Source organism: Vogesella sp., assembly GCF_046297735.1.
Classification (GTDB): Bacteria; Pseudomonadota; Gammaproteobacteria; order Burkholderiales; family Chromobacteriaceae; genus Vogesella; species Vogesella urethralis.
In genome coordinates, this window is record NZ_JBKBHK010000007.1 from 116,924 (window position 1) to 140,959 (window position 24,036).

Annotated in this window: 27 protein-coding genes; 24 read left to right on the plus strand and 3 right to left on the minus strand. The window is 65.9% G+C overall.

Features of this window, described 5'->3' with window-relative positions:
* The first annotated feature begins 27 nt into the window (after positions 1 to 27).
* The 3 genes from ACK4FZ_RS10645 (at position 28) to ACK4FZ_RS10655 (ending at position 4,220) form a co-directional block, all read left to right on the plus strand.
* Positions 28 to 213: a Lar family restriction alleviation protein gene (locus ACK4FZ_RS10645; protein WP_144370633.1), complete on the plus strand. Its 186-nt coding sequence runs from the start codon at positions 28 to 30 to the stop codon at positions 211 to 213.
* 17 nt (positions 214 to 230) lie between these two features.
* The gene (locus ACK4FZ_RS10650) at positions 231 to 3,290 is read left to right on the plus strand and encodes a DNA translocase FtsK (protein WP_409820666.1); all 3,060 of its coding nucleotides are present in this window, start codon (positions 231 to 233) and stop codon (positions 3,288 to 3,290) included.
* A gap of 150 nt (positions 3,291 to 3,440) precedes the next feature.
* The gene (locus ACK4FZ_RS10655; protein ID WP_409820669.1) at positions 3,441 to 4,220 is read left to right on the plus strand and encodes a substrate-binding periplasmic protein; all 780 of its coding nucleotides are present in this window, start codon (positions 3,441 to 3,443) and stop codon (positions 4,218 to 4,220) included.
* A gap of 694 nt (positions 4,221 to 4,914) precedes the next feature.
* Here ACK4FZ_RS10655 and ACK4FZ_RS10660 read toward each other — a convergent pair.
* Entirely contained in the window at positions 4,915 to 5,256 is a 342-nt protein-coding gene (locus ACK4FZ_RS10660) for a hypothetical protein (RefSeq protein WP_409820671.1), read from the minus strand.
* 117 nt (positions 5,257 to 5,373) lie between these two features.
* Between ACK4FZ_RS10660 and ACK4FZ_RS10665 the strand changes: the two genes are divergently transcribed.
* The 7 genes from ACK4FZ_RS10665 to ACK4FZ_RS10695 all read left to right on the plus strand — a co-directional run bounded on the left by ACK4FZ_RS10665 (position 5,374) and on the right by ACK4FZ_RS10695 (position 12,389).
* On the plus strand, positions 5,374 to 5,607 hold the full coding sequence (locus ACK4FZ_RS10665) for a DUF2789 domain-containing protein (RefSeq protein ID WP_409820673.1): 234 nt from the start codon (positions 5,374 to 5,376) through the stop codon (positions 5,605 to 5,607).
* A gap of 73 nt (positions 5,608 to 5,680) precedes the next feature.
* Complete coding sequence (locus tag ACK4FZ_RS10670) at positions 5,681 to 7,669, plus strand: peptidase U32 family protein (protein WP_409820675.1); 1,989 nt, start codon at positions 5,681 to 5,683, stop codon at positions 7,667 to 7,669.
* 78 nt (positions 7,670 to 7,747) lie between these two features.
* Positions 7,748 to 8,530, plus strand: coding sequence for an alpha/beta fold hydrolase (locus ACK4FZ_RS10675; RefSeq protein WP_409820677.1), 783 nt, complete (start codon positions 7,748 to 7,750; stop codon positions 8,528 to 8,530).
* Between the two features lie 141 nt (positions 8,531 to 8,671).
* Complete coding sequence (locus ACK4FZ_RS10680) at positions 8,672 to 8,941, plus strand: hypothetical protein (protein ID WP_409820680.1); 270 nt, start codon at positions 8,672 to 8,674, stop codon at positions 8,939 to 8,941.
* Between the two features lie 101 nt (positions 8,942 to 9,042).
* A complete protein-coding gene (locus ACK4FZ_RS10685; RefSeq protein WP_409820682.1) occupies positions 9,043 to 10,149 on the plus strand; it encodes a hypothetical protein in 1,107 nt (368 codons plus the stop codon).
* A 183-nt stretch (positions 10,150 to 10,332) separates the two neighbouring features.
* Positions 10,333 to 11,439 carry a helix-turn-helix transcriptional regulator gene (locus ACK4FZ_RS10690; RefSeq protein WP_409820684.1) on the plus strand — a complete coding sequence of 369 codons (1,107 nt, stop codon included), beginning with the start codon at positions 10,333 to 10,335 and terminating at the stop codon, positions 11,437 to 11,439.
* A 152-nt stretch (positions 11,440 to 11,591) separates the two neighbouring features.
* Positions 11,592 to 12,389 (plus strand): AraC family transcriptional regulator, encoded by a 798-nt coding sequence (locus ACK4FZ_RS10695; protein WP_409820686.1) that lies wholly within the window; start codon positions 11,592 to 11,594, stop codon positions 12,387 to 12,389.
* Positions 12,390 to 12,468: 79 nt separating this feature from the next.
* Here ACK4FZ_RS10695 and ACK4FZ_RS10700 read toward each other — a convergent pair whose 3' ends face one another.
* Complete coding sequence (locus ACK4FZ_RS10700) at positions 12,469 to 12,996, minus strand: glycine zipper family protein (protein ID WP_409820689.1); 528 nt, start codon at positions 12,994 to 12,996, stop codon at positions 12,469 to 12,471.
* 179 nt (positions 12,997 to 13,175) lie between these two features.
* Here ACK4FZ_RS10700 and ACK4FZ_RS10705 point away from each other — a divergent pair, with 179 nt between their 5' ends.
* The 9 genes from ACK4FZ_RS10705 to ACK4FZ_RS10745 all read left to right on the plus strand — a co-directional run bounded on the left by ACK4FZ_RS10705 (position 13,176) and on the right by ACK4FZ_RS10745 (position 17,329).
* Positions 13,176 to 13,808, plus strand: a complete 633-nt coding sequence (locus ACK4FZ_RS10705; protein WP_409820691.1) for a LysE family transporter — start codon at positions 13,176 to 13,178, stop codon at positions 13,806 to 13,808.
* A 63-nt stretch (positions 13,809 to 13,871) separates the two neighbouring features.
* Positions 13,872 to 14,885, plus strand: a complete 1,014-nt coding sequence (locus ACK4FZ_RS10710) for a hypothetical protein (RefSeq protein WP_144370615.1) — start codon at positions 13,872 to 13,874, stop codon at positions 14,883 to 14,885.
* Positions 14,885 to 15,049 (plus strand): hypothetical protein, encoded by a 165-nt coding sequence (locus tag ACK4FZ_RS10715; protein ID WP_409820693.1) that lies wholly within the window; start codon positions 14,885 to 14,887, stop codon positions 15,047 to 15,049. Before ACK4FZ_RS10710 ends, ACK4FZ_RS10715 begins: the two co-directional genes overlap by 1 nt.
* Before the next feature lie 80 nt (positions 15,050 to 15,129).
* Complete coding sequence (locus tag ACK4FZ_RS10720) at positions 15,130 to 15,546, plus strand: VOC family protein (protein WP_144370614.1); 417 nt, start codon at positions 15,130 to 15,132, stop codon at positions 15,544 to 15,546.
* Positions 15,537 to 15,866, plus strand: coding sequence for a DHCW motif cupin fold protein (locus tag ACK4FZ_RS10725; protein ID WP_409820695.1), 330 nt, complete (start codon positions 15,537 to 15,539; stop codon positions 15,864 to 15,866). Before ACK4FZ_RS10720 ends, ACK4FZ_RS10725 begins: the two co-directional genes overlap by 10 nt.
* A 42-nt stretch (positions 15,867 to 15,908) precedes the next feature.
* Positions 15,909 to 16,277: a nuclear transport factor 2 family protein gene (locus tag ACK4FZ_RS10730; RefSeq protein ID WP_409820697.1), complete on the plus strand. Its 369-nt coding sequence runs from the start codon at positions 15,909 to 15,911 to the stop codon at positions 16,275 to 16,277.
* A 2-nt stretch (positions 16,278 to 16,279) separates the two neighbouring features.
* Positions 16,280 to 16,663, plus strand: coding sequence for a hypothetical protein (locus ACK4FZ_RS10735; RefSeq protein ID WP_409820700.1), 384 nt, complete (start codon positions 16,280 to 16,282; stop codon positions 16,661 to 16,663).
* 52 nt (positions 16,664 to 16,715) lie between these two features.
* The gene (locus ACK4FZ_RS10740; RefSeq protein WP_409820703.1) at positions 16,716 to 17,057 is read left to right on the plus strand and encodes an FKBP-type peptidyl-prolyl cis-trans isomerase; all 342 of its coding nucleotides are present in this window, start codon (positions 16,716 to 16,718) and stop codon (positions 17,055 to 17,057) included.
* A 17-nt stretch (positions 17,058 to 17,074) separates the two neighbouring features.
* Positions 17,075 to 17,329 (plus strand): GNAT family N-acetyltransferase, encoded by a 255-nt coding sequence (locus tag ACK4FZ_RS10745; RefSeq protein WP_409820705.1) that lies wholly within the window; start codon positions 17,075 to 17,077, stop codon positions 17,327 to 17,329.
* A gap of 53 nt (positions 17,330 to 17,382) precedes the next feature.
* On the opposite strand, the gene ACK4FZ_RS10750 is transcribed toward ACK4FZ_RS10745, so the two are convergent.
* Positions 17,383 to 18,987: a methyl-accepting chemotaxis protein gene (locus ACK4FZ_RS10750; RefSeq protein WP_409820708.1), complete on the minus strand. Its 1,605-nt coding sequence runs from the start codon at positions 18,985 to 18,987 to the stop codon at positions 17,383 to 17,385.
* Positions 18,988 to 19,320: 333 nt separating this feature from the next.
* Here ACK4FZ_RS10750 and ACK4FZ_RS10755 point away from each other — a divergent pair, with 333 nt between their 5' ends.
* From ACK4FZ_RS10755 to ACK4FZ_RS10775, 5 genes are all read left to right on the plus strand, one after another.
* Positions 19,321 to 19,656 (plus strand): YkgJ family cysteine cluster protein, encoded by a 336-nt coding sequence (locus ACK4FZ_RS10755; RefSeq protein WP_409820845.1) that lies wholly within the window; start codon positions 19,321 to 19,323, stop codon positions 19,654 to 19,656.
* Positions 19,653 to 19,964, plus strand: coding sequence for a VF530 family DNA-binding protein (locus ACK4FZ_RS10760; protein ID WP_409820711.1), 312 nt, complete (start codon positions 19,653 to 19,655; stop codon positions 19,962 to 19,964). The genes ACK4FZ_RS10755 and ACK4FZ_RS10760 overlap by 4 nt, the downstream gene beginning before the upstream one ends.
* A 146-nt stretch (positions 19,965 to 20,110) precedes the next feature.
* Positions 20,111 to 20,635, plus strand: coding sequence for an RNA polymerase sigma factor (locus ACK4FZ_RS10765; protein ID WP_409820713.1), 525 nt, complete (start codon positions 20,111 to 20,113; stop codon positions 20,633 to 20,635).
* On the plus strand, positions 20,632 to 21,558 hold the full coding sequence (locus tag ACK4FZ_RS10770; RefSeq protein WP_409820715.1) for a FecR family protein: 927 nt from the start codon (positions 20,632 to 20,634) through the stop codon (positions 21,556 to 21,558). Before ACK4FZ_RS10765 ends, ACK4FZ_RS10770 begins: the two co-directional genes overlap by 4 nt.
* A 108-nt stretch (positions 21,559 to 21,666) precedes the next feature.
* Entirely contained in the window at positions 21,667 to 23,982 is a 2,316-nt protein-coding gene (locus tag ACK4FZ_RS10775; protein WP_409820717.1) for a TonB-dependent siderophore receptor, read from the plus strand.
* Positions 23,983 to 24,036: the final 54 nt, after the last annotated feature.

Here is a 24,036-nt window from a genome sequence, read left to right on the forward strand (position 1 = left end):
CGTGGATTAACTGCGCGGAATACCGAGATGAGCGATAGCACCAGCCTGAAACCCTGCAACAAATGCGGCGCCCCGGCCGAAGTGGTCAAAGCCGGCTCGCGCCGCTTCTGGGTGCAGTGCACCCGCTACGCCGGGCAAGGCACCTGCAGCGCCATCGGCCCGCAAGCCGACAACAAGAAAGACGCCATCGCCGGCTGGAACAAGACCCGCTAACGCGGAAGAGTGATGCCATGGAGAAGTTTTCCAAACTGCTGACCAAGCTCAAGCACGTGCTGCACGAAGACGCGCCCGAGCACGATGACGGCCAGACGGCCGCCCCCGACCAGCCCGAACCCGCCCCCGTGGCCATCACGCCGCGTCCGCCGCGCCGCACGCTGGGTGCCCCGGCCGAGGCGCCCCCCACGGTGCCGCCGACGGCGGCCAACCCGGCCAAGCCGCCCGCCGCAACCGCACCGCGGGCAGCCGAGCCCAAACCGGCCGCCCGCGCCGAGATCATCGACAAGCTGCCGCGCGAGTTGCCACGCTACCAGCGCCAGCCCAAGCCTGCGCCCGCCAGCCACAAGGGCAGCACCCCCAAGCTGCCGGTCATCGGCCTGGACGACGTGCAGCGCAACCTGCGCCGCGACCTGACCCGCCGCGAAAAAATCGCCGCCTACGACGGCAAGCCGGTACCGCAAGTACGCGACCTGCCGCTGATCGACCCGCGCGAAGTACGCGCCAGCGTGCAGCAACTGCACAGCGGCCGCCAGGCACCGCCGCCGCCGCCGTTGCCACCGGTCATCCTGCAACCGACACCGGTGATGAAAAAGGCCAGCCACCCGACGCCGCCACCGCCGTCGCCGCTGGCACAGCAGGAACGCGAACGCGCCGCCGCCGCCTTGTTTGGCCCGCAATCCAGCTTTGCCCAGGCCAAAGCCGACGCGCTGGCCCAACGCCAGGCCGCGCCCGCCGCCGACAGCCACCCGGCCCAGCCGCTCGCTACCCCGCGCCCGCCCGCCGACATCCAGGCCGACTGGCGCGGCGCCAGCCACGCCGCCGAAGCCCGTGCCGCCGGTGCGCCACCGGCGCTGCTGACACCGGCCGCCGCTGCGCAGCCGGCCACGCAGGGCCCCGCAGACGCCGACGACACGTTGGCCGCCGCCTGGCCCGAGCACCACACGCCCGCCACCGACGACTTCGTGCTGGACGACGATTTCACGCTGGACGCCGCGCCGGAACCGTACAGCGCCGAACCGGCGGCACCCGCTCCCGACGTAGCCCCGGCAGCGGTAACCAGCCCGGCGCCGGCCCCGGCGGCCCCCCATGGCCTGGCCGCCTCGCCGCGCTGGCAGCAACTACGCCAGCCGGTGGCAGTGCCTGCTGCCGCGCCGGTATGGCAGGGCGTGACCCTGCGCCAAACGGTGGCCGCGCCCGAGCAGCCGGTCACCCCTGCGCGTGACCACACGGCAGACACCACGGCAACGGTTGCGGCCAACCCGCCCGCCGCGCCGGCTGCCGCAGCCGCCATCCCCGCCGCTGCCAGCGGTACCGCCGTGCCGTCCGCGGCCGTTGAACACGGCATCCAGCGCGGCGACATCGTCTGGCACCTGCTGGACGACGAACCCGACACCGCGCCGCCGCCGCCCAGAGCGGCCCCGGCGGCGGCCAACCCCGGCCTGGTGTGGCAGCTGATCGACGAACCCGCCGCACCGGCCACCGCGACACCGGCTGCTGCTACCGCCCCGTGGGCCAGCAGCGCCGCCGAACCGCAAGCCAGCCTGGCGCTGGCCACGCCGGCGCGCCCGCACATCCCGGTGGTGTACGGCGACGCCTGCCTGCCGTCGCTGGACCTGCTACGCCCGCCCGAAGTGCACAAGGCGGTGCAGAGCGAGGACTACCTGATCGAGCGCGGCATTCTGATCGAAGAAAAATGCGCCGAGTTCAAGGTGAAAGTGGCGGTAGTGGACGCCTACGCCGGCCCGGTGATTACCCGTTACGAAGTAGAACCTGCCGTCGGCGTGCGCGGCAGCCAGGTAGTGAACCTGGCCAAGGACCTGTCGCGGGCGCTGGGCCTGGCGTCCATCCGCGTGGTGGAAACCATCCCCGGCAAAACCTGCATGGGGCTGGAGCTGCCCAACCCGCAGCGGCAGATGATCCGGCTGTCGGAAATCTTCGGCGCCGACGTGTTCCAGCAGTCGGCGTCCAAGCTGACGCTGGCGCTTGGCCACGACATCACCGGCGCGCCGGTGGTGACCGACCTGGCCAAGGCCCCGCACCTGCTGGTGGCCGGTACTACCGGCTCCGGCAAGTCGGTGGGCGTCAACGCGATGATCCTGTCCATGCTGTACAAGGCCACGCCGGACGAAGTGCGCTTCATCATGATCGACCCCAAGATGCTGGAGCTGTCGGTGTACAACGACATCCCGCACCTCTTGGCGCCGGTGGTGACCGACATGAAGCTGGCCGCCAACGCGCTGAACTGGTGTGTGGGCGAAATGGAAAAACGCTACCGCCTGATGAGCCACCTGGGCGTGCGCAATCTGGCCGGTTACAACGACAAGGTCCGCGCCGCCGAGGCGCGCGGCCAACGTTTGGTCAACCCGTTCAGCCTGACGCCGGAAACGCCGGAGCCGCTGTCCACGCTGCCGTTCATCGTGGTGGTGGTCGACGAGTTTGCCGACCTGATGATGGTGGCCGGCAAGAAGATCGAGGAGCTGATCGCCCGCCTGGCGCAGAAGGCCCGCGCCGCCGGCATCCATTTGATCCTGGCCACACAGCGGCCGTCGGTGGACGTGATTACCGGCCTGATCAAGGCCAACATCCCCACCCGCATCGCGTTCCAGGTATCGAGCAAGATCGACAGCCGCACCATCCTCGACCAGATGGGCGCCGAAAGCCTGCTGGGGCAGGGCGACATGCTGTTCCTGCCGCCGGGCACCGGCTACCCGCAGCGCGTGCACGGGGCGTTCGTGACCGACGAGGAAGTGCACGCCATCGTGGAAGACCTGAAGCAGTGGGGCGAGCCGGACTACGTGGAAGGCCTGCTTACCGGCGAATCGGTGGCCGACGATGACCAGGCCGACGCCAAGGGCCGCGCGGCAGCCGGCAGCGAAGCCGACCCGCTGTACGACGAGGCGGTGGCCATCGTGCTGAAAACGCGCAAGGCGTCCATTTCGTCGGTGCAGCGCCAGCTGCGTATCGGCTACAACCGCGCCGCGCGGCTGATCGAGGACATGGAAGCGGCCGGCATCGTGTCGGCCATGGAAAGCAACGGCAACCGCACCGTGCTGGTACCCGACCGCGAATACTAGTATTTCGATAATTTATATCAATAGAAAGAGCGGTAGCTATCTAGCTACCGCTTTTTATTGGCAGATTATGTGCGCAATACTGGCACCGGCTAGATAAAACCTGCTTATACTGCCGCTTGGCCAAAATTGTCGGACAATATGAAATCGATCGTGCTTTCACTGTGTTGCGTGCTCGCTGGCGAGCACGCCGCAGCCCACACGCAGTGGCAGCTGGCCAACGGAGAGTGGCCGCCGTACCAGTCGGCCAGCCTGCCACGGTACGGTTTTGCGTCGGCAGTTGTCAGCGAGGCTGCCTCACTGGCAGGCATTCGCGTGCGCTACGACTTCTACCCATGGCGCCGAGCCGAAGAAATGGTGCGCAACGGTCATATCGACGGCTCACTGGTCTGGAGCAGCACACCGCTGCGCGACAACTTTGCCGTATTCAGCGACCCCATCTTCAGCGACCGCGAAGTGGTCATTCACCGTACCGACCTGGCCCTGCCGGACTGGCCACAACGCCACAACTGGCAATCGGTCACACTGGCACTGCCGCTGGGTTCGCGTACCTTTCATGAGCTGGTTCGGCTGGAGCGCCAGGGACGAGTGGAGTACCTGCGGGTAGAAAGCCCGCAAAACGGCCTGCGCATGATTCTGGCCGGCCGTGTGCAGGCAATGACGCTGGCCGAAAGCGTGTATCGCCAACTGCGCAGGCAGTATCTGAGCGCAGACGAGCAGCGCTTGCTAACCATACTGCCTACCGCACTGGAAACCGTGTCATTCCGGGTCATGCTGTCGCGCAGCCGGCCACAGGCCACCGCCAGGCTAGCTGCCTTTAACCGTGGCTTGCAACAACTGCGACAGAACGGGCGCTATGCGCAACTGGCACAACAACTGCTACCACCGGATACCACGCAGCATGCCAGCAGCAGCAAAGCTGTCGCACCCTGACACGACGCAAGACCCCGCATGCGGCAATGCCATTCAGTTACGCGAATATGCTTGGCCTTCAAGCAGGAGGGTGTGAGTAAAGCGCTCCATCCCGTTGGCGCGAGCCGGTCAACATGGTGCGCCCCAGGGTTGTGCTGAGCGAATCGAAGATACGCACGCGCAAGACGCCGATTTGTTTGAGCCCCGAGCCGTTAGCGATCTGCGTGCAAATCTTTGATTTGCTCAGCGATGCGCGTTCGGCGGCGCCTGGGGCGTGCCGTTTTAGCCGGGGTTTCGAGCAGCCCCGGGTTGCGGGGTCTGCGTGCGAATCTTTGATTCGCTCAGCGATAGAAAAGGGGGCGGCAATCCGCCCCCTTTCCCGTCTTATTCCCTCGCGACGCTGCGCTTGCCTCGCTCGGTCACGGGCAGAACCGGCATGTAAACATCGTCCGCATAGCGGACACACTAGCGTACTTCAGCGCAACAAACCCCTAACCAAAAAAACGCCAGTCAGCGTTAACTGACTGGCATTACCCGCATGCGGAGCCTTGTGCCAAGCGCGACGACAAAGCTCTTTGCAGCGCAACGCGGGTTTGCTTTTTCCGTACCACGCAGTGGTTTTGCATCCGGGCGTCAAACAGCTTGGCCAGTCGCGGTAGCGCCTTGTAGCGGACGTGGTGTAGTGCCTGCGCCCCATCACGCCACTGGCTCAGGCTTACTTGCCCTGCAGCGCGTCTGCCGCCTGTTTCACGGTGTCCACTTGCTGCTTGGCCTCGTCGATCTGCTGGCCCAGCTCCGGGTTCAGGATGGCCGCCGCCGCGCCCACACGCTGCGCTACGCCTAGCGCAGCGCTGGCTTGTTCTTTCAGCTTGCCGGCACTACCCATCGCCGCACTAGCCTGCTGTTTCAGCTCGCCCAGCGGCGCGCTGCTGTCCTGCACTACCTGATGCGCGGTGCCGATAGCCGCCGACGCCTGCTGCTGCAACTTGCTGGCCTGCTCGGCACTACACGCCACCAAGCCGGCACTGGCTGCCAGCACAATCCAAACCTTGCGCATTGCTGTCTCCTGTTTGTCAAAAGCTGCACCTGCAGCCATTTATAAGAGTGCGGCTACCGGCCACAGTTCCGGCCTGCAAACATGTATGCTGGCATTTCACTCACCGGAGTATTGCTCATGGATACCAGCCTTCACACCCTGTGCACCCTGTTTGCCCAGCTGGGCCTGCCGGACAGCCCGGCCGACATCCGCGCCTTCATCGCCAGCCACCCGTTGCCAGCCGACACCGCCATCGAGGACGCGCCGTTCTGGAACGCCGCCCAGGCCGCCTTCCTCAAACAGGCGCTGGACGACGACGCCGATTGGGCCGAGCTGGTGGACACGCTGGCCGCCCGCTTGCAGCAGGCCTGAGTGCATTTGCGCAAGTGACTGATTCCGCTATACTTCCGCCCCTTGCCACACCACCCACCGCAGGAAGTACCAGATGAGTCTGTTGCCGCACCAGGTCGAGCTGCTCTCGCCCGCCAAAAACATCGACATCGGCCGCGAAGCCATCCTGCACGGCGCCGACGCCGTGTACATCGGCGGCCCCAGCTTTGGCGCGCGGCACAACGCCTGTAACAGCGTGGCCGAGATCGCCGAGCTGGTGCAGTTTGCCCACCGCTACCACGCGCGCATCTTCACCACGCTGAACACCATCCTGCACGACGCCGAGCTGGACGCCGCCCGCACGCTGATCTGGCAACTGTACGACGCCGGCGTAGACGCGCTGATCGTGCAGGATATGGGCATCCTGCAGATGGACCTGCCGCCGATCCAGCTGCACGCGTCCACCCAGTGCGACATCCGCACCCCGGAAAAAGCCCGCTTCCTGTCCGACGCCGGCTTCAGCCAGATCGTGCTGGCGCGCGAGCTGACCATTCCGCAGATCGCCAAGATCTCGCAAGTGGTGGCCGAAGGCGCCGACCCGGCCGCCATCGAATACTTCATCCACGGCGCACTGTGTGTGGCGTTTTCCGGCCAGTGCTACATCAGCCACGCCGACACCGGCCGCAGCGCCAACCGTGGCGACTGCTCGCAGGCCTGTCGCCTGCCGTACACGCTGACCGACGAAAAAGGCGGCGTAGTGGCCTTCGACAAGCACCTGCTGTCGATGAAAGACAACAACCAGAGCGCCAACCTGGAAGCGCTGCTGGACGCCGGCGTACGCTCGCTGAAGATCGAAGGCCGCTACAAGGACGTGAGCTACGTGAAGAACATCACCGCCCACTACCGCCTGCTGCTGGACGAAATCTTCGAGCGCCGCCCCGAGCTGGCCCCGGCCGCCAGCGGCAACAGCGAAATCTTCTTCACGCCCGACCCGGACAAAACCTTCCACCGTGGCGCCACCGACTACTTTGCCACCGGCCGCAAGCAGGACATCGGCGCGTTTGACTCGCCCAAGTTCGTGGGCGTACAGCTGGGCACCGTGCACCAGGTAGGCGACGGCTGGGTGGACATCGCCACCGCCGAGCAGATGAGCAACGGCGACGGCATCAACTTCATGAAAAAGCGCGACGTGGTGGGCATGCAGCTCAACACCGTCAAGCAGATCGGCCACGTGCCGGGCGGCGACAAGCTGTGGCGCTGCGTACCCAACGACCCGGCTACGCTTACCGGCCTGAAGCCCGGCACCGACATCAGCCGCAACCGCGACCACGCCTGGGAACTGGCGCTGCTGAAGAAATCCGCCGAGCGCCGCATCGGCGTATGGGCCACGCTGGCCGACACCGCAGACGGCCTGACACTGACGCTGACCGACGCCGACGGCTGTAGCGCCACCGCGACGGCCGAGCTGGCACTGGAGCCGGCCAAGGACGCCGCCCGCGCCGAAAGCAGCCTGCGCGACGCCGTAGCCAAACTGGGCAACACCCTGTTCTACGCCCACGACGTGGCGCTGCAGCTGGCACAGCCGTGGTTCGTGCCGGCCTCGGTCATCAACGGCCTGCGCCGCGACGCGGTAGCGCAACTGGAAGCCGCCCGTCTGGCCGCCTGGGTACGCCCGCCGCGCAAGGCCGAGGCCCAGCCCAAGCCGCGCTTCCCGGAAACCAGCCTCAGCTACCTGGCCAACGTGTACAACGCGCTGGCGTGGGACTTCTACAAACAGCACGGCGTGGAAGTCATCGAGCCGGCCTACGAAGCGCATCAGGAAGAAGGCGAAGTATCGCTGATGATCACCAAGCACTGCCTGCGCTTCTCGTACAACCTGTGCCCCAAGCAAGCCAAGGGTGTCAAAGGCGTGATGGGCCAGGTACGCGCCGACCCGATGGTGCTGAAATCGGGCGATGAAACCTACACGCTGAAATTCGAATGCCGCCCGTGCGAAATGCACGTGATGGGCAAGATGAAAAAGCACGTGCTGAAGTCGCCGCCCCCCAGCGAGATCCCCGCCACCGCGCCGATCACCTTCTTCAAGCAGCGCCCGGCATCGTAAACCAGGCCTGCGGCCAACGTTGGCCGCAGGGCAAGCTGCTACCATGCCGCGTCGCGTTCCCCATCACACCCCTACCGCATGACACCTATCGATCGCCTGATTGCGCTGGCCGACGGCCAGGTTTTTGTCCGCCACTGGCCGGTCGCCGGCAGCACGCTGGCGCCGATTGTGCTGCTGCACGATTCGCTGGGCTGCGTGGCGCTGTGGCGGGATTTTCCGGCGCAGCTGGCGGCGGCCAGCGGGCGCGACGTCATCGCCTACGACCGGCTGGGTTATGGCCAGTCCAGCCCGCGCCTGGCGCCGGCGCAGCCGGACTTCATCGAGCAGGAAGCAAACACGCTGCTGCCGGCGCTGTTGGCCGCGCTGGGGCTGACGCGCTACGTGCTGTTTGGCCACAGCGTGGGCGGCGGCATGGCGCTGACGCACGCGGCGCAGGCGGCAGGCTGTGTGGCAGTGGTGTCGGAATCGGCGCAGGCGTTTGTGGAGCCGCGCACGCGCGAGGGCATTGTGGCGGCCAAGGCCGGCTTTGCCGAGGCGGCGCAGTTTGCACGGCTGACGCGCTGGCACGGCGAACGGGCGCGCTGGGTGTTGGATGCATGGACGGAAACCTGGCTGCTGCCGCTGTTTGACGACTGGTCGCTGTCGCCTTGGCTGGCGTGGGTGCGCTGCCCGGTGCTGGCGATACACGGCGACCAGGACGAGTTCGGTTCGCACGCCTTCCCGCGCCGTATCGCGGCCGAGGTGGCCGGGCCGTCGCAGCTGCTGTTGCTGGACCACTGCGGCCACGTACCGCACCGCGAGCTGCCGCAGGCGGTGCTGGCCGGGGTGTGCGGCTTCCTGCAGCAGCACGGGATAGCTTAGTCAGGGCAGCCCGCCAGCCTTGCAGTGCACAATCATCAAAATGGATGATGTCGTGCCAGAAACAGCCTTATAGCATCATGGCTCTCAACCAGAATGAGCCTGTGACATGCCCAGTTTGCTGTTTTTGGCGAGGCCCGCACGATGAGCCTGGCGTCTTTGCTGCTGCTGTTTTCTGTACCTTGCCTGCTACTGCTGCTGCTGGTGCTGTACAGCGTGCGCTGCCTTTGTCAACGCAACGCGCAGCAGGTGCCGGACCGTAGCAGCTACGCCTGGCGCTACCCGGGGGCGGTGCGCGACGGGCTGGTGCATTGCTACCGCTGCCATTGCTCGCACCAGCATCGAAGAGAACACCATACCGGCAAACAGCTGCACTGCTGCAGTGTGTGCGGCACGGCCTTGTTTCTGAGTTAGTGGCGGCAATCTATACAAATCGTATTCAATTTGACATATTGAATTACAAATGAAATGCAAATGGCCTAATATGAGGTGTATTGTCTACGCCTGCCGCAGCCATGAGCCATTTTGCAGTTGAACAGCTGTCTCCACTGATTGCCGAAATCTACGCCAGCGTCGCCAGCCCGACCGCCCTGCCGCTGGCACTGCGTCGACTGGAGCATCTGCTGGATGTCGACCTGATCCACCTGATGGTAAACAGCCACGACCAGCGCCAGACGCTGTTTCAGGTGTATACCAACGATGCCTTCCTGCCGGCGGCACAGAGCTATGGCGAACACTATTCCACACTGGACCCGCGCAAGATCCTGCTGAAAGACAAACCGGTAGGCGAGAGCTACCGATGTGCCGACTACTTCGATGACCAATTTGTCTCGGGTAATGCCTTTTTCCAGGAATGGTTACTGCCGCACGGTGGCCGCTATGTCGGTGGTGGTTGCATCATGCGCACCTCGCGACAGAATGCTCACCTGGCTTTCCACCACTTTCTGGGTCGCAAGCCAATAGATAACGACAAAATGGCGATCATCCGCCTGTTGCTGCCGCACTTCGTACAGCTGCTGCAATTGCGCGAACAAACTGCCACCCTGCGCGAACAAGCCGCCATTGGCATGCACGCACTGGATCACCTGCAATACGGCGTGGCCGGCTTGGGTGATGATGGCGAGCTATGCTATGCCAACCGCCGAGCCGAGCAGCTGCTGGCGCAGCTGGGCGGCGAAATACAAGCCAGGGGGCTGCAACGTCATGGCAGGCTATACAGCCTGCTGCAGCAATGCCGGCTTGGCGGCCACGCCGTCAGCTACCGCCAGCAGCAGACCGACGGCACCCTGTACTGCCTGCTGTTGCCACTAAGCCGTAGCTTGCTGTGGCTGCCCGATGCCAGTTGGGAAAGCACATATACCCGCTACCTGTTGATCCTCAACGACAGCCGCCAACTGCGGGTAGCACCAGCCAGCCAGCTGCGCGAGCTGTTCGACCTCAGCCCGGCCGAAGCGCGGCTGGCGCACGCGCTAGCCTCTGGCTGCACGCTGGATGATTACGCTGCGGCCAACTGTGTATCGGTGAACACCGTGCGCAGCCAGCTGCGCCAAGTACTGGCCAAAACCGGGGAGAGCCGCCAGCAAGACCTGGTGCGCTCCCTGCTGATGATTCCGGCACTGTAAGGCCCCCCGACAGCAAAGCGCATTGCATCAGCACATGCCATTTCAGACCATTGGCATGCTTAGTGACTTTGCGTGCGACAATTGCAACAAATATGTATAAGTAATGTACTGTTTTGCATAGGTAATATTTATAAAAAAATCAGGTTCACCTAATCTGGCAGCCATCTTCGTTCTGTCGCTGCCATGAAAAAACTCGACCAAACCCAGTTAGCACCGCTGATTGCCGAGCTTTATGCCAGCATCGTCACGCCTGCCGCCTTGCCCGCTGTGCTGCAGCGACTGGAGCAGGCGCTGCAAGTGGACCTCATCCACCTGGTGGTGAACAGCCACGACCAGCGCCACATGTTCTTCCAGATTTACAGCAACGATGCCTTCCTGCCCGCCGCGCAAAGCTACCGTGATCACTATTCGATACTGGACCCGCGCAAAACCGTGCTGCAGCAACACAGCGTGGGCGAGAGCTTCCGCTGCTCCGAGTTCTTTGATTCCGGCTACGTCTCGCGTAGCGAGTTCTTCCAGGACTGGCTCATCCCCAACGGCGGCCGATACGTCAGTGGCGGTTGCGTGCAACGCGATGCCGGCAAGAACGGTCACCTGGCGTTCCACCACTTTCACGGGCGTGAACCGTTCGATCACGACAAGATGGCCGTCGTACGCCAACTATTGCCGCATTTCGTACAGATGCTGCAGCTACGTGACCACACCTTGTCGTTGCGCGAACAGGCTGCCATCGGCCTGCAAGCGCTGGACCACCTGCAATACGGCGTGACCGGCCTGGGCGAAGACGGCAGCCTGCATTACGCCAACCGGCGTGCCGAGACCCTGCTTGCCCTGCTACCGGCCGACGTGCAGCCAGGCGGCCTGCGACGCCACGGTCGCTTGTACACCCTGCTGCAACAGTGCCAATCGCATGGCCGGGCGGCCAGCTTTCGCCAGCCCTTGCCGCAAGGCAGCCTGCACTGCCTGCTGCTGCCGGTCAGCCGCCATGTCGGCTGGCTACCGGACGACACCCTGCTCACGCAGCGCACCCGCTACCTGTTGATCCTTAACGACAGCCGCCAGCACCGGGTGGCGCCGGCCAGCCAGCTGCGCGAGCTGTTCGACCTCAGCCCGGCCGAAGCGCGGCTGGCGCATGCATTGGCCGGCGGCAGCTCGCTGGATGACTACGCGGCGGCCAACTGTGTGTCGGTCAACACCGTGCGCAGCCAGCTGCGCCAGGTACTGGACAAAACCGGCGAGCGCCGCCAGCAAGACCTGGTGCGTTCCCTGCTGATGATTCCGGCGCTGTAAACCACGCGGCGTACGTAGTCGAAGGCCATTCCCTCACCCTCAACGGTGCAATACAGTCCGCTCACGTAGGCGCAGGTAAGCTGAGCGACGGCCTGCGGCGTAGCCGCAATAATCTACAAGCGCGCGGCGGCCATTTGCGCTATCAGTAAGGCATGAGCGCCGCCTCCACCATCCGCTACTGGCAAACCCCGCTGTTACCCGGCGTGGAGCTGTGCCGCGCGCGCCACCTGGACTTCAGCTACGGCCGCCACGTGCATCTGGACTACCACATCGGCCTGGTGCAGTACGGCGGCCAGCGCTTCATCCACAAGGGCAGCAGCCACGCGCTGGTGGCCGGCACGCTGTCCACGGTGAATCCGGACGAAGTGCACGACGGCCTGAGCCTGCTGCCGGAAGGTTACGAAGTGCGCGTGTTCTCGCTGCCGCCGGCACAGTTGGCCGCACTGTTGCCGCAGGCCGACGGCCGTTTCTTTGCCAGCCCCTTGCTGGCGCGGCCCGACCTGTACGCCGGCTTTGCCCGCCTGCACGCCTGGCTGGAACAGCCGCACAGCGACCCGCTGCAAGTGGAAGAAGAAACGCTGCGGCTGCTGGCCACCCTGTTCGCCTTGCCGGGGCACAGCCACGCGCTGGGCGACCCGCAGCTGCGCGTGCTACGCGACTACCTGATGGCCACGCTGGACGCGCGCCACACGCTGGAAGACCTGGGGCAGGTGGTGGGACTGACGCGTTTTGCCTTCCTGCGCCAGTTCAAGCAGCGCACCGGCATCACGCCGTACGCCTGGCTGAAACGCTTGCGATTGGAGCAGGGCAAGAAGCTGCTGGCGGACGGGCAGGGCATCAGCGACGTGGCGCTGGCAGTGGGCTTTTTCGACCAGAGCCATTTCCACCACGGTTTTCGTCAGGCCTACGGGCTGACGCCGGCGCAGTTCCGCCAGCAGATGCTGCGCTGAGCAGGCCACCCGCGGCATAGCAAAGCAATACCCCCTGCCAGCGTGCCGGCAGGGGGGTGGTTTTATGGCAGCGCCGCGATCAGTGCGGCGGGTGGCCCGGGCCGCCGGGCCAGGCCGGCACCAGCACCCAGGCCGGTTCGCGTTCGGTATGCCAGGCCGGTGGCTGGCCGCTGCGCCAGGCGGCACTGGACGCGGTTTCGGCGGTGTGGCCCTTGGCCACCATGCACTGCTGGTAAGCCAGGTTGTAGCGGTACTGGCGCTGCGCCTGCGTGGCCTGCGCCGACTGCTGGCCGCCCAATACCCCCGCCAGCAAGCCGATGCCGGCACCCTGGGCGGCGGCGTGGCTGTTACCGCCCAGCAAGGCGCCAGCTGCTGCCCCGGTGGCAACACCGGCGAGCACGCTGTTGGCCGCCACTTCGTCTGCACTATTCCCCGTATCCAGGCTGGCCGCGTGACGTCGGCAGCGCTGGTCGTCCAGCAAAAACTGTTCGAAGGTGGTTTTCTTGCCCGGCATCACGCTCACTGTCGGCCCGGTGACGGCGGGCGGCGGCAGCGGCGTGGCGCAGGCGGCAAGCAGCAGGCAAAGCAGGGGAGAGACGGCCTTCATGACGTGTTCCGGCAACAGCTGACGATAGCCAGTGTGGCAGCCGCATTTATCCACACCATGTCCGGCTGGTAACCCTGTTGCCACAAAACCGTACATGCGCCGCCTGCAATCGTTTACAAGCCACGCCGCCTGCCGGCACGCCACACTGGCCGCCTTGTCTATCGATACGGAGCCTTGCCATGCCGACCGAACTGTTTCTTACCCTGGGCCTGCTGCACGTGGTGATGCTGGCCAGCCCCGGCCCCGATTTTGCGCTGGTGCTGCGCAGCAGCCACCACCGCCCGCTGGCGCTGGGTGCGGCGCTGGGCATTGCGCTGGCCATCCTGCTGCATAGCCTGCTCAGCCTGACCGGTATCAGCGTGTTGCTGGCCGCCGCACCGGGCCTGTTTGCGCTGCTGAAGCTGCTGGGCGCGCTGTACCTGGGCTGGCTGGCGCTGGGCGCGCTGCGCGCCGCCCGCCTGCCGGCTAACGCGGCCAAGCTGGTAAGCGGCAGTGCACACGGCAGCGTGGGGCAGGGCATACGCCAGGGGCTGGCCACCAATCTGCTGAACCCCAAGGCGCTGCTGTACTTTGTCGGCCTGCTGGCGGCCATGGTGTCGCCGCAGGTGGGCCTGGCCGCCCGCACGCTGCTGGCCGGCGAGCTGTTCGTGCTGTCACTGCTGTGGTTCGGCGCGCTGGCGTGGTGCCTGTCGTCACAGCGAGTGCAGGCACGCTTGGCCGGCAGCCAGCGGCTGGTGAACCTGGCCAGCGGCGTGCTGTTTGGCCTGGTAAGCCTGACCATTCTGCTGGAGCTGGCCGGCGTGCTGCCCTAGCACTTGCCACCCGGACATGCCGGGAAAATAATGGCCGCATGCTCATGCCCTCAGGAGGCAGCCATGTATAGCGATGATGACCTCAACGCCGCCGTCGATGCCGGCATTTTCGACGCCGACACCGCGCAAGCGTTTCGCACGCTGGTGGCGCAGCGCCAGCACACGCTGCTGGCCGACGAGGAACACTTCCGGCTACTGTCCGGCTTCAACGATATCTTTGTGGTGATTGCCTGCGTGTTGTTGCTGGGCTCGGTGGCGTGGCTGGCCGGTAGCGTGGCACCGCTGCTGGGCGCGGTCGGCGTGGCCGCCAGCGCCTGGGGGCTGGCCGAGTTTTTCGTGCGGCAACGGCGCATGGCGCTGCCGGCCATCGCGCTGCTGGCCGCCTTTGTCGGTGCCTGCGCCGTCGCCACGCTGATCGCACTGGGCGAACAATCGCGCCAGGACGAGCTGGTACTGCTGGCCGCCAGCAGCGCCGCCGGCGTGGCAGCCTGGCTGCACTGGCGCCGCTTCCGGGTGCCGCTGACGGTGGCCGCCGGCGCCGCTGCCGCGCTGGGCATGGTCATCGCCTTGTTGCTGGCGCTGTGGCCGGCGCTGGACGCCTACACCAACGCGTTGCTGCTGGCCGGTGGCAGCGTCTGCTTCGTGCTGGCCATGCACTGGGACCGCCAGGACCCGGCGCGCCAGCAGCGGCAGTCGGACGTGGCGTTCTGGCTGCACCTGTTGGCCGCACCGCTGCTGGTGCACCCGTTCTTCGACATGCTGGGCATCCTGCAAGGCAGTGCCAGCTTGCCGGCACTGGTCGTCGTGCTGGCGCTGTACGCGCTGTTTGCCGTGCTGTCGCTGGCCATCGACCGCCGCGCGCTGATGGTGTCGGCGCTGGCCTACGTGCTGTACGCCTTCAGCCAGCTGCTGCAGACCGCCGGGCTGGAAGGCGCCGGCTTTGCCGTAGCCGGCTTGCTGATCGGCGGCGGCCTGCTCACCTTGTCCGCCTTCTGGCAACGCTGCCGCAGCGCCTTGCTGCCGCGCTTGCCCGCCCGCTGGCTGGCCGGCCTGCCAGCGCTGAAGCCGGTGCCGTGATGCGCAAGCTATGGCGACGCCTGTGGCGCGACCCGGCCACGCGCTGGCCGCTGCAAATGCTGCTCGTGCTGCTGCTGTTGATGCTGGCGGTGTGGCTGTTCGACCTCGACGCGCCGCTGGGTTACCGGCTGCCGCTGCCCACCGCCGGCAGCGTGGCGGCCTGAACCTGACCGGCAGGACACTCGCCGCGACAAAGCCGGCGCGCAGGCGTAAGGTAGCGTCTTGCCCATGACAGGAGCTTGCCATGACCGGTCCCGCCCGCGCTGGCGCCTTGATTTACGCCCGCCACCTCACCAGGTTGGCCGCCTTCTACCAGCAGCTGCTCGGCATGCAGCTGCTGCACGGCGACGCCGAACACCAGGTGCTGGCCAACGCCGATTTCCAGCTGATCGTGCACGCGATACCGCCGCACCTTGCGGCCAACGTGCACATCGATACCCCGCCACAGCCGCGTAGCGAACAAGCGATCAAGCTGTTCTTTACCGTGCCCAGCCTGGCCGACGCCGCCCAGCTGATCGCCGCCCAGGGCGGTGCGCTGTACCGCGAACGCTACCAGGGGCCGGGCTTTACCGTGTGCAACGGCCACGACCCGGAAGGCAACATCTTCCACCTGCGCGAAAACCACGCCGCACAAGCCAGCCAGGAGCCCACATGCAACTGAACGACATTCCGTTTGGCACCACCGACTGGGCCGCCATCCCGCGCACCGAACACCCCGGCGACAGCGGCACCGCCTGGTGGCGTACCTGCCAGTTCGGCACCGTCCGCGTACGCATGGTGGAGTACAGCCCCGGCTACCTGGCCGACCACTGGTGCCACAAGGGCCACATCCTGCTGTGCCTCAGCGGCGAGCTGCATACCGAGCTGGCCGACGGCCGCCGCTTCGTGCTGACGCCGGGCACCAGCTATCAGGTGGCCGACAACGCCGAGCCGCACCGCTCGTCCACCCCGCTGGGCGCCACGCTGTTTATTGTCGATTAGGGCAGACGCCGCCCGCGGCGGCCAAGCTTTCACGGAGCACAGATGCGTCACATCCACGACCTGATTACCCGCCACTGGGCGCTGGCCAATGCCCGCGACTGGCCGGCGTTTGCCGGCACACTGCACCCGGACATCGAATACCGCGTGCCGCAAACCCGCGAGCTGATTCGCGGCATCGACGCCTTTGTGGCCTTTTACGCCACCTACCCGGGCGACTGGACGGTCACCGTCACCCGGCTGATCGCCGACGGCGACAGCGCCGTCACCACCACCGCGTTCCACGTGGAACCGCACACGCTGACCGGCATCGCTTTTTTCACGCTGAAAGACGGCCTCATTTGGCGCATCGACGACTGGTGGCCGGAAGACTACAGCCCGCCGCCACGGCTGGTAGCGGTGGAACGCTACTGAGCATGCGCCACCCGCTGCGCTACCTGTGGGCCGCGCCGGCCAGCGCCGTCGGCCTGCTGCTGGCGTTGCCCTTATGGTTGGCCGGTGGCCGTGCGCAACGCTGCGCCGGGGTGCTGGAGGTAGCGGCACCGCCGTGGCGCCACCTGGCCCGGCTGCCGTTTTGTGCCATCACGCTGGGCCACGTGGTGCTGGGCGTCAGCCCCGCCGTGCTGGCCCAGTGGCGGCAACACGAACATGTCCACGTACGGCAGTACGAGCGCTGGGGCGGGCTGATGCTGCTGGCCTACCCGGCGGCCAGCCTGTGGCTGTGGCTGCGGGGCAAGCGCCCCTATCTGGACAACCCGTTCGAACGCGAGGCGCGCGGCGAACACGGCGGCGGCAGGTGAAAGCGCGGCCAACTGCGCCTAAAATGCCGCCTTTACTTAGCGGGAGGCTGCCATGAGCGACAGCGTAACCATCGAAGACATCATCGTGGGCGAGGGCAAGGCTGCCGAGCGCGGCGCCCTGATCACCGCGCACTACACCGGCTGGCTGGAAGACGGCACCGAGTTCGACAGCTCGCACCGCAAGGGCCAGCCGTTCGAGTGCATTCTCAGCAACAAGCGCGTGATCCAGGGCTGGATCCTCGGCCTGGCCGGCATGCGCGTGGGCGGCAAACGCAAGCTGTGGGTACCGGCAGCACTGGCCTACGGCGAGCGCCAGGTGGGCGACATGATCCCGCCCAACAGCAACCTGCTGTTCGAGATCGAGCTACTGAGCGTGCTGACGCGCGACGACTGAGCAGGCTTGAAAGATGGATGGCCAGCTACGACGGCCACCAGGGCTGGGTAAACTACCTGGCCGTACAGCCCGGCGCACAGGGCCTGGGCTACGGCCGGGCGCTGATGGCGCATATCGAAGCCGCCTTGCTGGCGCGCGGCAGCCCCAAGCTCAACCTGCAGGTACGCAGCAGCAATACCGCCGTACTGGCCTTCCACCACCAGCTGGGCTACGCGCAGGACGAAGCAGTCAGCCTGGGCAAGCGGCTGATTGCCGACGGCCCCCAGCCCTAGACCACGCGCACAAAAAAGCCGGCATCCCGTGCCGGCTTTTTTGTTGCCCCCGTTTACACCCGGTAGGCGCGTACTTCCTGCTGCATGCTGGCCGCCACCTGCTCCAGCGTCGTAGCCATATTGGCCGCATGCGCCGCCGCACTGCTGTTTGCCTCGGCACCCTGTGCCACGGTTTCCACTTGCTGCGCAATGCTGCTGGTGGCCATGCTTTGTTCACGAATGGCCGCGGAGATCTCTTGCACCACGCTGGCACTAGCCTGCGCGCCGGCCAGCAGCTGCGCGATATTCTGCTGCGCAGCGCTGACACCTTGCTGACCACTCGTCACCTGGCCTACCGCTTGTTCCATACGGCTAACCACATTGCCCGTTACCTGCTGGATAGCCGTAATGATCTTGCCGATTTCCTGGGTAGACGCCGCCGTGCGTTCGGCCAGCTTGCGCACCTCGTCAGCCACCACTGCAAAGCCACGGCCGCTTTCGCCAGCACGTGCAGCCTCGATGGCAGCATTCAGCGCCAGCAGGTTGGTTTGCTCGGCCACCTCGCGGATCACATTCACTACCGACTCGATGCTCTGGCTACGCTCGGCCAGCTGGCCGATCTCATGTGCCGTATCCGTTACCGTCCTGGCAATCTCTCCGATATCGGCTACCACCTGCCCGATAGCCTGCTGCCCCAGACTGGCTTGGCCGGCACCTTCGGCAGACAGGCTATGCGCCTTGTGCGCACGGTCTGCCACATGGCTAAGGCTTACGGTCATCTGTTCTATCGCCGCCGCCATATGGGCCGAGGCGTTACTTTGCTGTACCGAGCTTTCTGCCACGCGGCCAGAAGCAAGTTGTAGCTGCTGTACGGTGGACGTGACCTCTACAATGCCGCGCTTCATGTCTTGCAAACTGTGCTGCAGCCTGTCCAGCAAGGCATTGAAGGCCGTAGTGGTCACACCGATCTCGTCCTGCTGCATTACCGCTACGCGGCGGGTGAAATCCAGGTCGCTGCTGATCACGGTCATGGCCTGCTGCATCTGGCGCAAGCCCTGCGAAATGGCGCGGCACAGCAGGGTGCCGCCGGCTGCCATCGCCACAAGCACCACCGCCAGTACCAGCGCCAGCTGGATCAAGGCGGCGCGGGCGGCATCATGGTTGGCTTGCTGCAGCTGTTCAGCCAGCTTGCGGTTATACAGTACGTGCTCGTCCATGGCGGCAACCAGCCGGTTACCTCGGCCTTGTAACGTGCGTTGAACGGCCCCGGCTTGATCACCCTGGCGCGACAGGGCCAGGGTCTCGGGCAAACCTTCACGGTATTCGCGCAAGCGCTGCTTTGACTGATCCAGCAGACGCTTGTCTTCGGCATCCACCACCATGGGTTCGTAAGCCCGCAACGACTTCTCCACTTCATCCAGACGCTTGCTGATGATCTGCTCCGAAGCCAGCTTGCCGGCTGCGTCGGGCTGGGCCAAGTGCTTCCACACCTCGTTGCGTGCTGCCCAGGTCTGGTTCTGGGTCTGGGCCAGCAGCTCTACACTGGGCAGGATATTGCTGGTAAACGCATTGAAGCGCTGATCAGCCTGATTCAGCTTGCTGACACCGGCTAGTCCCACTACCACCACCACCACGGCACTACAGACAAAAGCCACGATCAGTTTTGAAACAATTTTCATTGCACCACCTTGGAAGATATCGACAGCAGAACATGACGCCGTGTTGTCACGCTCTTGGCTGGCGCACTATTACCCAGCACGCTCAAGCACAAATAAATATGTATGTAAAAAATAAAAGCACATAAGAATATATCATAATGGATAGTGTTTATCCCTGATAATAACCAGGGCTTTCTGCCCCCTTGCCACCCCCAGGCCCAGCCCGTAGAATGCGCACCCTTCGCCAAAGCGGCGGAAAGTTTTGTGGATTCAATACGTTAAGGGTGAGTTGTGGCGGATATCGAGCGCCTGGATACCTGGGTGAAATACAAGAACGGGCTGTGCAGCGACTGCATGGCGTCCTGTTGCAGCATGCCGGTGGAAGTGAAGCTGCCCGACCTGGTGCGCATGGGCATCGTGGACGAGTTCGAACTGCAAGAGCCGGTGAAGAACATCGCCAAACGTCTGGAAAAACAGCGCGTCATCCAGCACTTCAACTTCAAGTACGAGGTATTCACCCTCAGCCGCCGCGCCAACGGCGACTGCATGTACCTGGACCAGAAAACGCGGCTGTGCACCATCTACGAACAACGGCCCAACACCTGCCGCAACCACCCCAAGGTAGGCCCGCGCCCCGGCTACTGCGCCTACACCAAGAACCCCAACCACGGCCGCAGGAGCAACGGATGAGCGACACCCCCGCCCGCAAAGACCCGCTGCAAGGCGTTACCCTGGAAGCACTGCTGAACGAACTGGTGGCGCACTACGGTTGGCCGCAACTGGGCCGTCTGGTGAAAATCCGCTGCTTCAACAGCGACCCCAGCATCAAGTCCAGCCTTACCTTCCTGCGCCGCACCCCGTGGGCACGCGCCGAAGTGGAAGCGCTGTACATCCAGCTGAAAACCCCGAAACCGGCGCGCCCGCCGCGTTCGCAAACCGGCCACGGCAACGCCCCGCGCGTGCTGTTCGGCCGCAAACCGTCAGACGACCAGCACTGAGCAGGGTGTGCGGCATGCCCGTGCTTTTTAACGTGGCATGCCAACACTTGCGCCAGCCACGGCAGATGTTGCCAACAACACGCATGACAGCTACACAGCCGATACATTACTATTGATAACCATTATCAATAGTTAAGCGTGTTGTGATGACTGCCGCCTTGCTCCCGCCTGCCACCCCGTCACTACACTGGTTCGGCATTGACCTGCGCTGGGCTTACGCCGAGCTGCTGTCGGCGCTGCGCCGCCAATGCGGCTGCCCGCAACGCGCCAAAGACGTGCTGCACGACGCCTTGCTGCGCTACGCGCTGTTGCAGCACCGCAGCCAGGTGGCCGAGCCGCAGGCCTACCTGCGCCGCGTGGCGCAAAGCGTGCTCAGCGACCAGCTGCGGCGCGATCAGCACTACGTGTTCGAAGCCGAGCCCGACGAACAACGGCTCCCCGTCGCCCCCGATACCGCCGATCTGGCCGCGCTGCGCCAGCGCCTGGCGCTGCTACAGCAAGTGATCGACACCCTGCCGCCGCGCTGCCGCGAGGTGTTCTGGCGCGTACGGGTGGAAGGCGACAGCCAGCCGCACGTCGCCGCCGCGCTGGGCATCAGCCTCAATATGGTGGAACGCCACCTGATCCGCGCCATGCTGGACCTGCGCGCGCTGCAAGAGCAGGGCGCATGAGCCGGCTGCGCGAAGAAGCGGCGCGCTGGTTCCTGCGCCTGCAAGACCGCCCCGACGACGACAGCCTGCGTACCCGCTTCGAAGCCTGGCTGCTGGCCGACCCGCGCCACGGCCACGAATACCGCCAGTTCGACAGCCTGTGGCACGGGCTGGATCGGCACGACACCCTGCAGCAGCTGGCCCGTGCCGCCGAAACCCGCCGCCAGCAACGCCGCCAGTTGCTGAAGGGCAGCGCCGCCAGCTTGCTGCTGGGCGTGGCCGGCTGGCGCCTGTGGGCCTGGCGCGAGGCGCAGCCGCAGTGGCAAACCCGGCTCGCCAGCCAGCAGGCGCCGCTGCGGCAAACGCTGCCCGACGGCAGCGTGCTCACCGTGAGCGCCGCCAGCCGTGCCAGCGTGCGCTACCTGGCCGCCATGCGCCACGTGCAACTGGACGCCGGCCAAGCGTTGTTCGACGTGCAGCGCGACAGCGCGCGGCCGTTTGTAGTCAGCACCCCGCTAGGCCAGGTCACCGTGCTGGGCACCCGCTTCGCCGTGCAGCTGGACGGCCAGCAGCTGCACGTGGCGGTGGCCAGCGGCCGGGTGCAGGTTGGCCGCCACGCCGGCGACAACCTGGCCGTGCTGCAAGCCGGCGACTACCTGACGCTGGGGCCGGCCGGGGCCGAGCGCACACCGGCGCCGGCGGTAGACCCCTTCCTGTGGGCGCAGGGCACGCTGGCCTTCCACAACGCCAGCCTGCAGCAAGTGGCCGCCACGCTAACGCCGTACCGCCGCAAACCGCTGCGGGTGGAAGGCAACGCCTCGCTGCGCCTTACCGCCGTGGTGCAGCTGCGCGACCTGTCCGCCTTCCTGCAGCGCCTGCCGCAAGTACTGCCCGTGGTGGTAACCGACACCGACAGCGCCACCGTACTGCGCCCGCGCCGTTAAAAAAATTGCCGGCGACACATCAGGGAAATGCGCAGGCCAAACGTCAGACACAGGACAGCCACCTGTAGCCGCCGCCATCAGGTGCCCCACCCTGAACGGAGCACACGCATGACCCCTCGCCACACCCTGCTGGCGGCCGCGCTGGCCGCCGCCTTCGCCAGCACACACGCCGCCGACCTGCAACTGGACCAAGCCCGTCAACCGCTGGCCAACAGCCTGCAACAACTGGCCCGCCAGGCCGGCATCACCCTGATCGTGGACAGCAGCCTGCTGGCCGGCAAGCAAGCCCCGGCGCTGAAAGGCCAGATGAGCTGGCAGGCCGCCCTGCAACAGCTGCTGGCCGGCAGCGGGCTGCAACTGCGCGTGGACGGCAATACCGTCACCGTGCTGCCCGCCGCGCGCGCCGCGCAAACCGCCACCACGCTGCCCACAGTGCAGGTGACCGCCGACACGGCGGCCAACCCCGGCCTGCCGGCCAGCTACCAGAACCGCGCCGCCCGCAGCGGCAGCAAGACCCGCACCCCGCTGGTAGAAGTGCCGCAGGCGGTCAGCGTAGTGAACGCACTGCAGCTGCAAGACCAGCGCGCCGCCACCGTGGCCGAGGCGGTGAGCTACACCCCCGGCGTGGCGGTCTACCCCACCGCACTCACCGACGACGATGTGATCCTGCGCGGCTTTGGCATCTCCAAAGACGGCCTGTACCGCGACGGCCTGCGCCTGTACCACAACGCCTTCATCAGCCGCAGCGAGCCATACGGCCTGGAGCGGGTGGAAGTGGTACGCGGCCCGGCCTCGGTGCTGTACGGCCGCGCCACCCCCGGCGGCATGGTGAACATGGTGAGCAAGCAGCCGCGCGCCGGCATGCAGAACGAAGTGGTGGTGGAAGGCGGCAGCGACGGCCACCGCCAGCTGGCCGCAGACATCGGCGGCCAACTGGACGACGCCGGCACGCTGCGCTACCGCGTCACCGCGCTGGGCCGCGACAGCGATACCCAGTGGCAATACCTGCCCGACAACCGCCGCTACCTGGCGGCGGCACTGAGCTGGCAACCCAGCGACGCCACCAGCCTGCTGCTGCAAGCGCAGTACCAGCACGACGAAAACGGCTGGGCCGTGCCCAACCAGCTGGTCAACCCCGGCGCCCTCGGCCAGCCGGACGCCAGCACCAACCTGCAAGGCCCGGACACGCTGCACGACAAGAAAGGCAGCATGCTGGGCTACCAGTTCAGCCACGTCTTCAGCCCGGCGCTGATGCTGCGCCAGAACGTGCGCTACCTGGACGGCGACAACACCCGGCGCGAGGTCCGCCCGCTGGCGCTGGCCGCCGACGGCCGCACCCTCAGCCGCCGCGCCTGGTACCGCCTGAACCAGGAAACCTCGCTGGCCGCCGACACCCAGCTGGAAAGCCGGCTGCAGCACGGCGACGTGCAGCACACGCTGCTGGCCGGCGTGGACTGGCGCCGCAGCACCTTCCGCCACCCCACCTATCGTGGTGCGGCCAACCCGGTAGACATCTTCAAGCCGGCATTCACCGTACCGGCCTGGCAAAGCCTGCCGCTGCTGTGGGACGACAAGGACACCTCGCGCCAGCTGGGTTTCTACCTGCAAGACCAGATCAAGCTGGGCGAGCGCTGGGCGTTCACCGCCGGCCTGCGCCACGACAAGGTGCGTGACACCAACGAGCAGCTGGTCGCCAAGCTCACCACCACCGACCACAGCAGCGCCACCACCGGCCGCCTGGGCGTGGTGTACCTGGCTGCCAACGGCCTGGCGCCGTACCTCAGCTACAGCACCTCGTTCCAGGCCATCAGCGGCAACGACGCCTACGGCCAGCGCATGAAACCGGAGCAGGGCGAGCAGTGGGAAGCCGGCGTGCGCTACCAACCGGAAGACAGCGACACCACGCTGGCAGCGAGCGTGTACGAACTGGTACGCGACAACGTCACCACCACCGCGCCGGCCCCGTTCAGCGGCAACGTGCAGACCGGCCAGGTGCGCGCCCGTGGCGTGGAGCTGGAAGCCAGCCTGCGCCTGGCGCGGCAGTGGGACGTGCTGGCCGCGCTAAGCCATACCGATACCGCCATTACCCGCAGCAACAAGGCCAATGAAGTGGGCCGCCGCGTGGAAATGGTGCCCGACTGGCAAGCAGCACTGTGGGCCAAATACCGCTTTGCCGGCGCGCTGCAAGGCCTCAGCACCGCCGTTGGCGTGCGCCACGCCGCCGCGTCGCAAGGTGGCGGCGCCAGCCACAACGACGCCTACACGCTGACCGACGCCATGCTGGCATGGGAAAACCGCAGCTGGCGTGCCGCGCTGAACGTCAGCAACGTGTTTGACCAGCAGTACCTGACGCTGTGCGACGGCACCTTCTGCGCGCCGGGCTTTGGCCGCGCCATGAAGGCGTCGCTGGCCTACCGCTGGTAAGCGCTGCGGCCAACCTTGGCCAGCACGGCAAGGTTGGCCGCACAACTTGCCGCC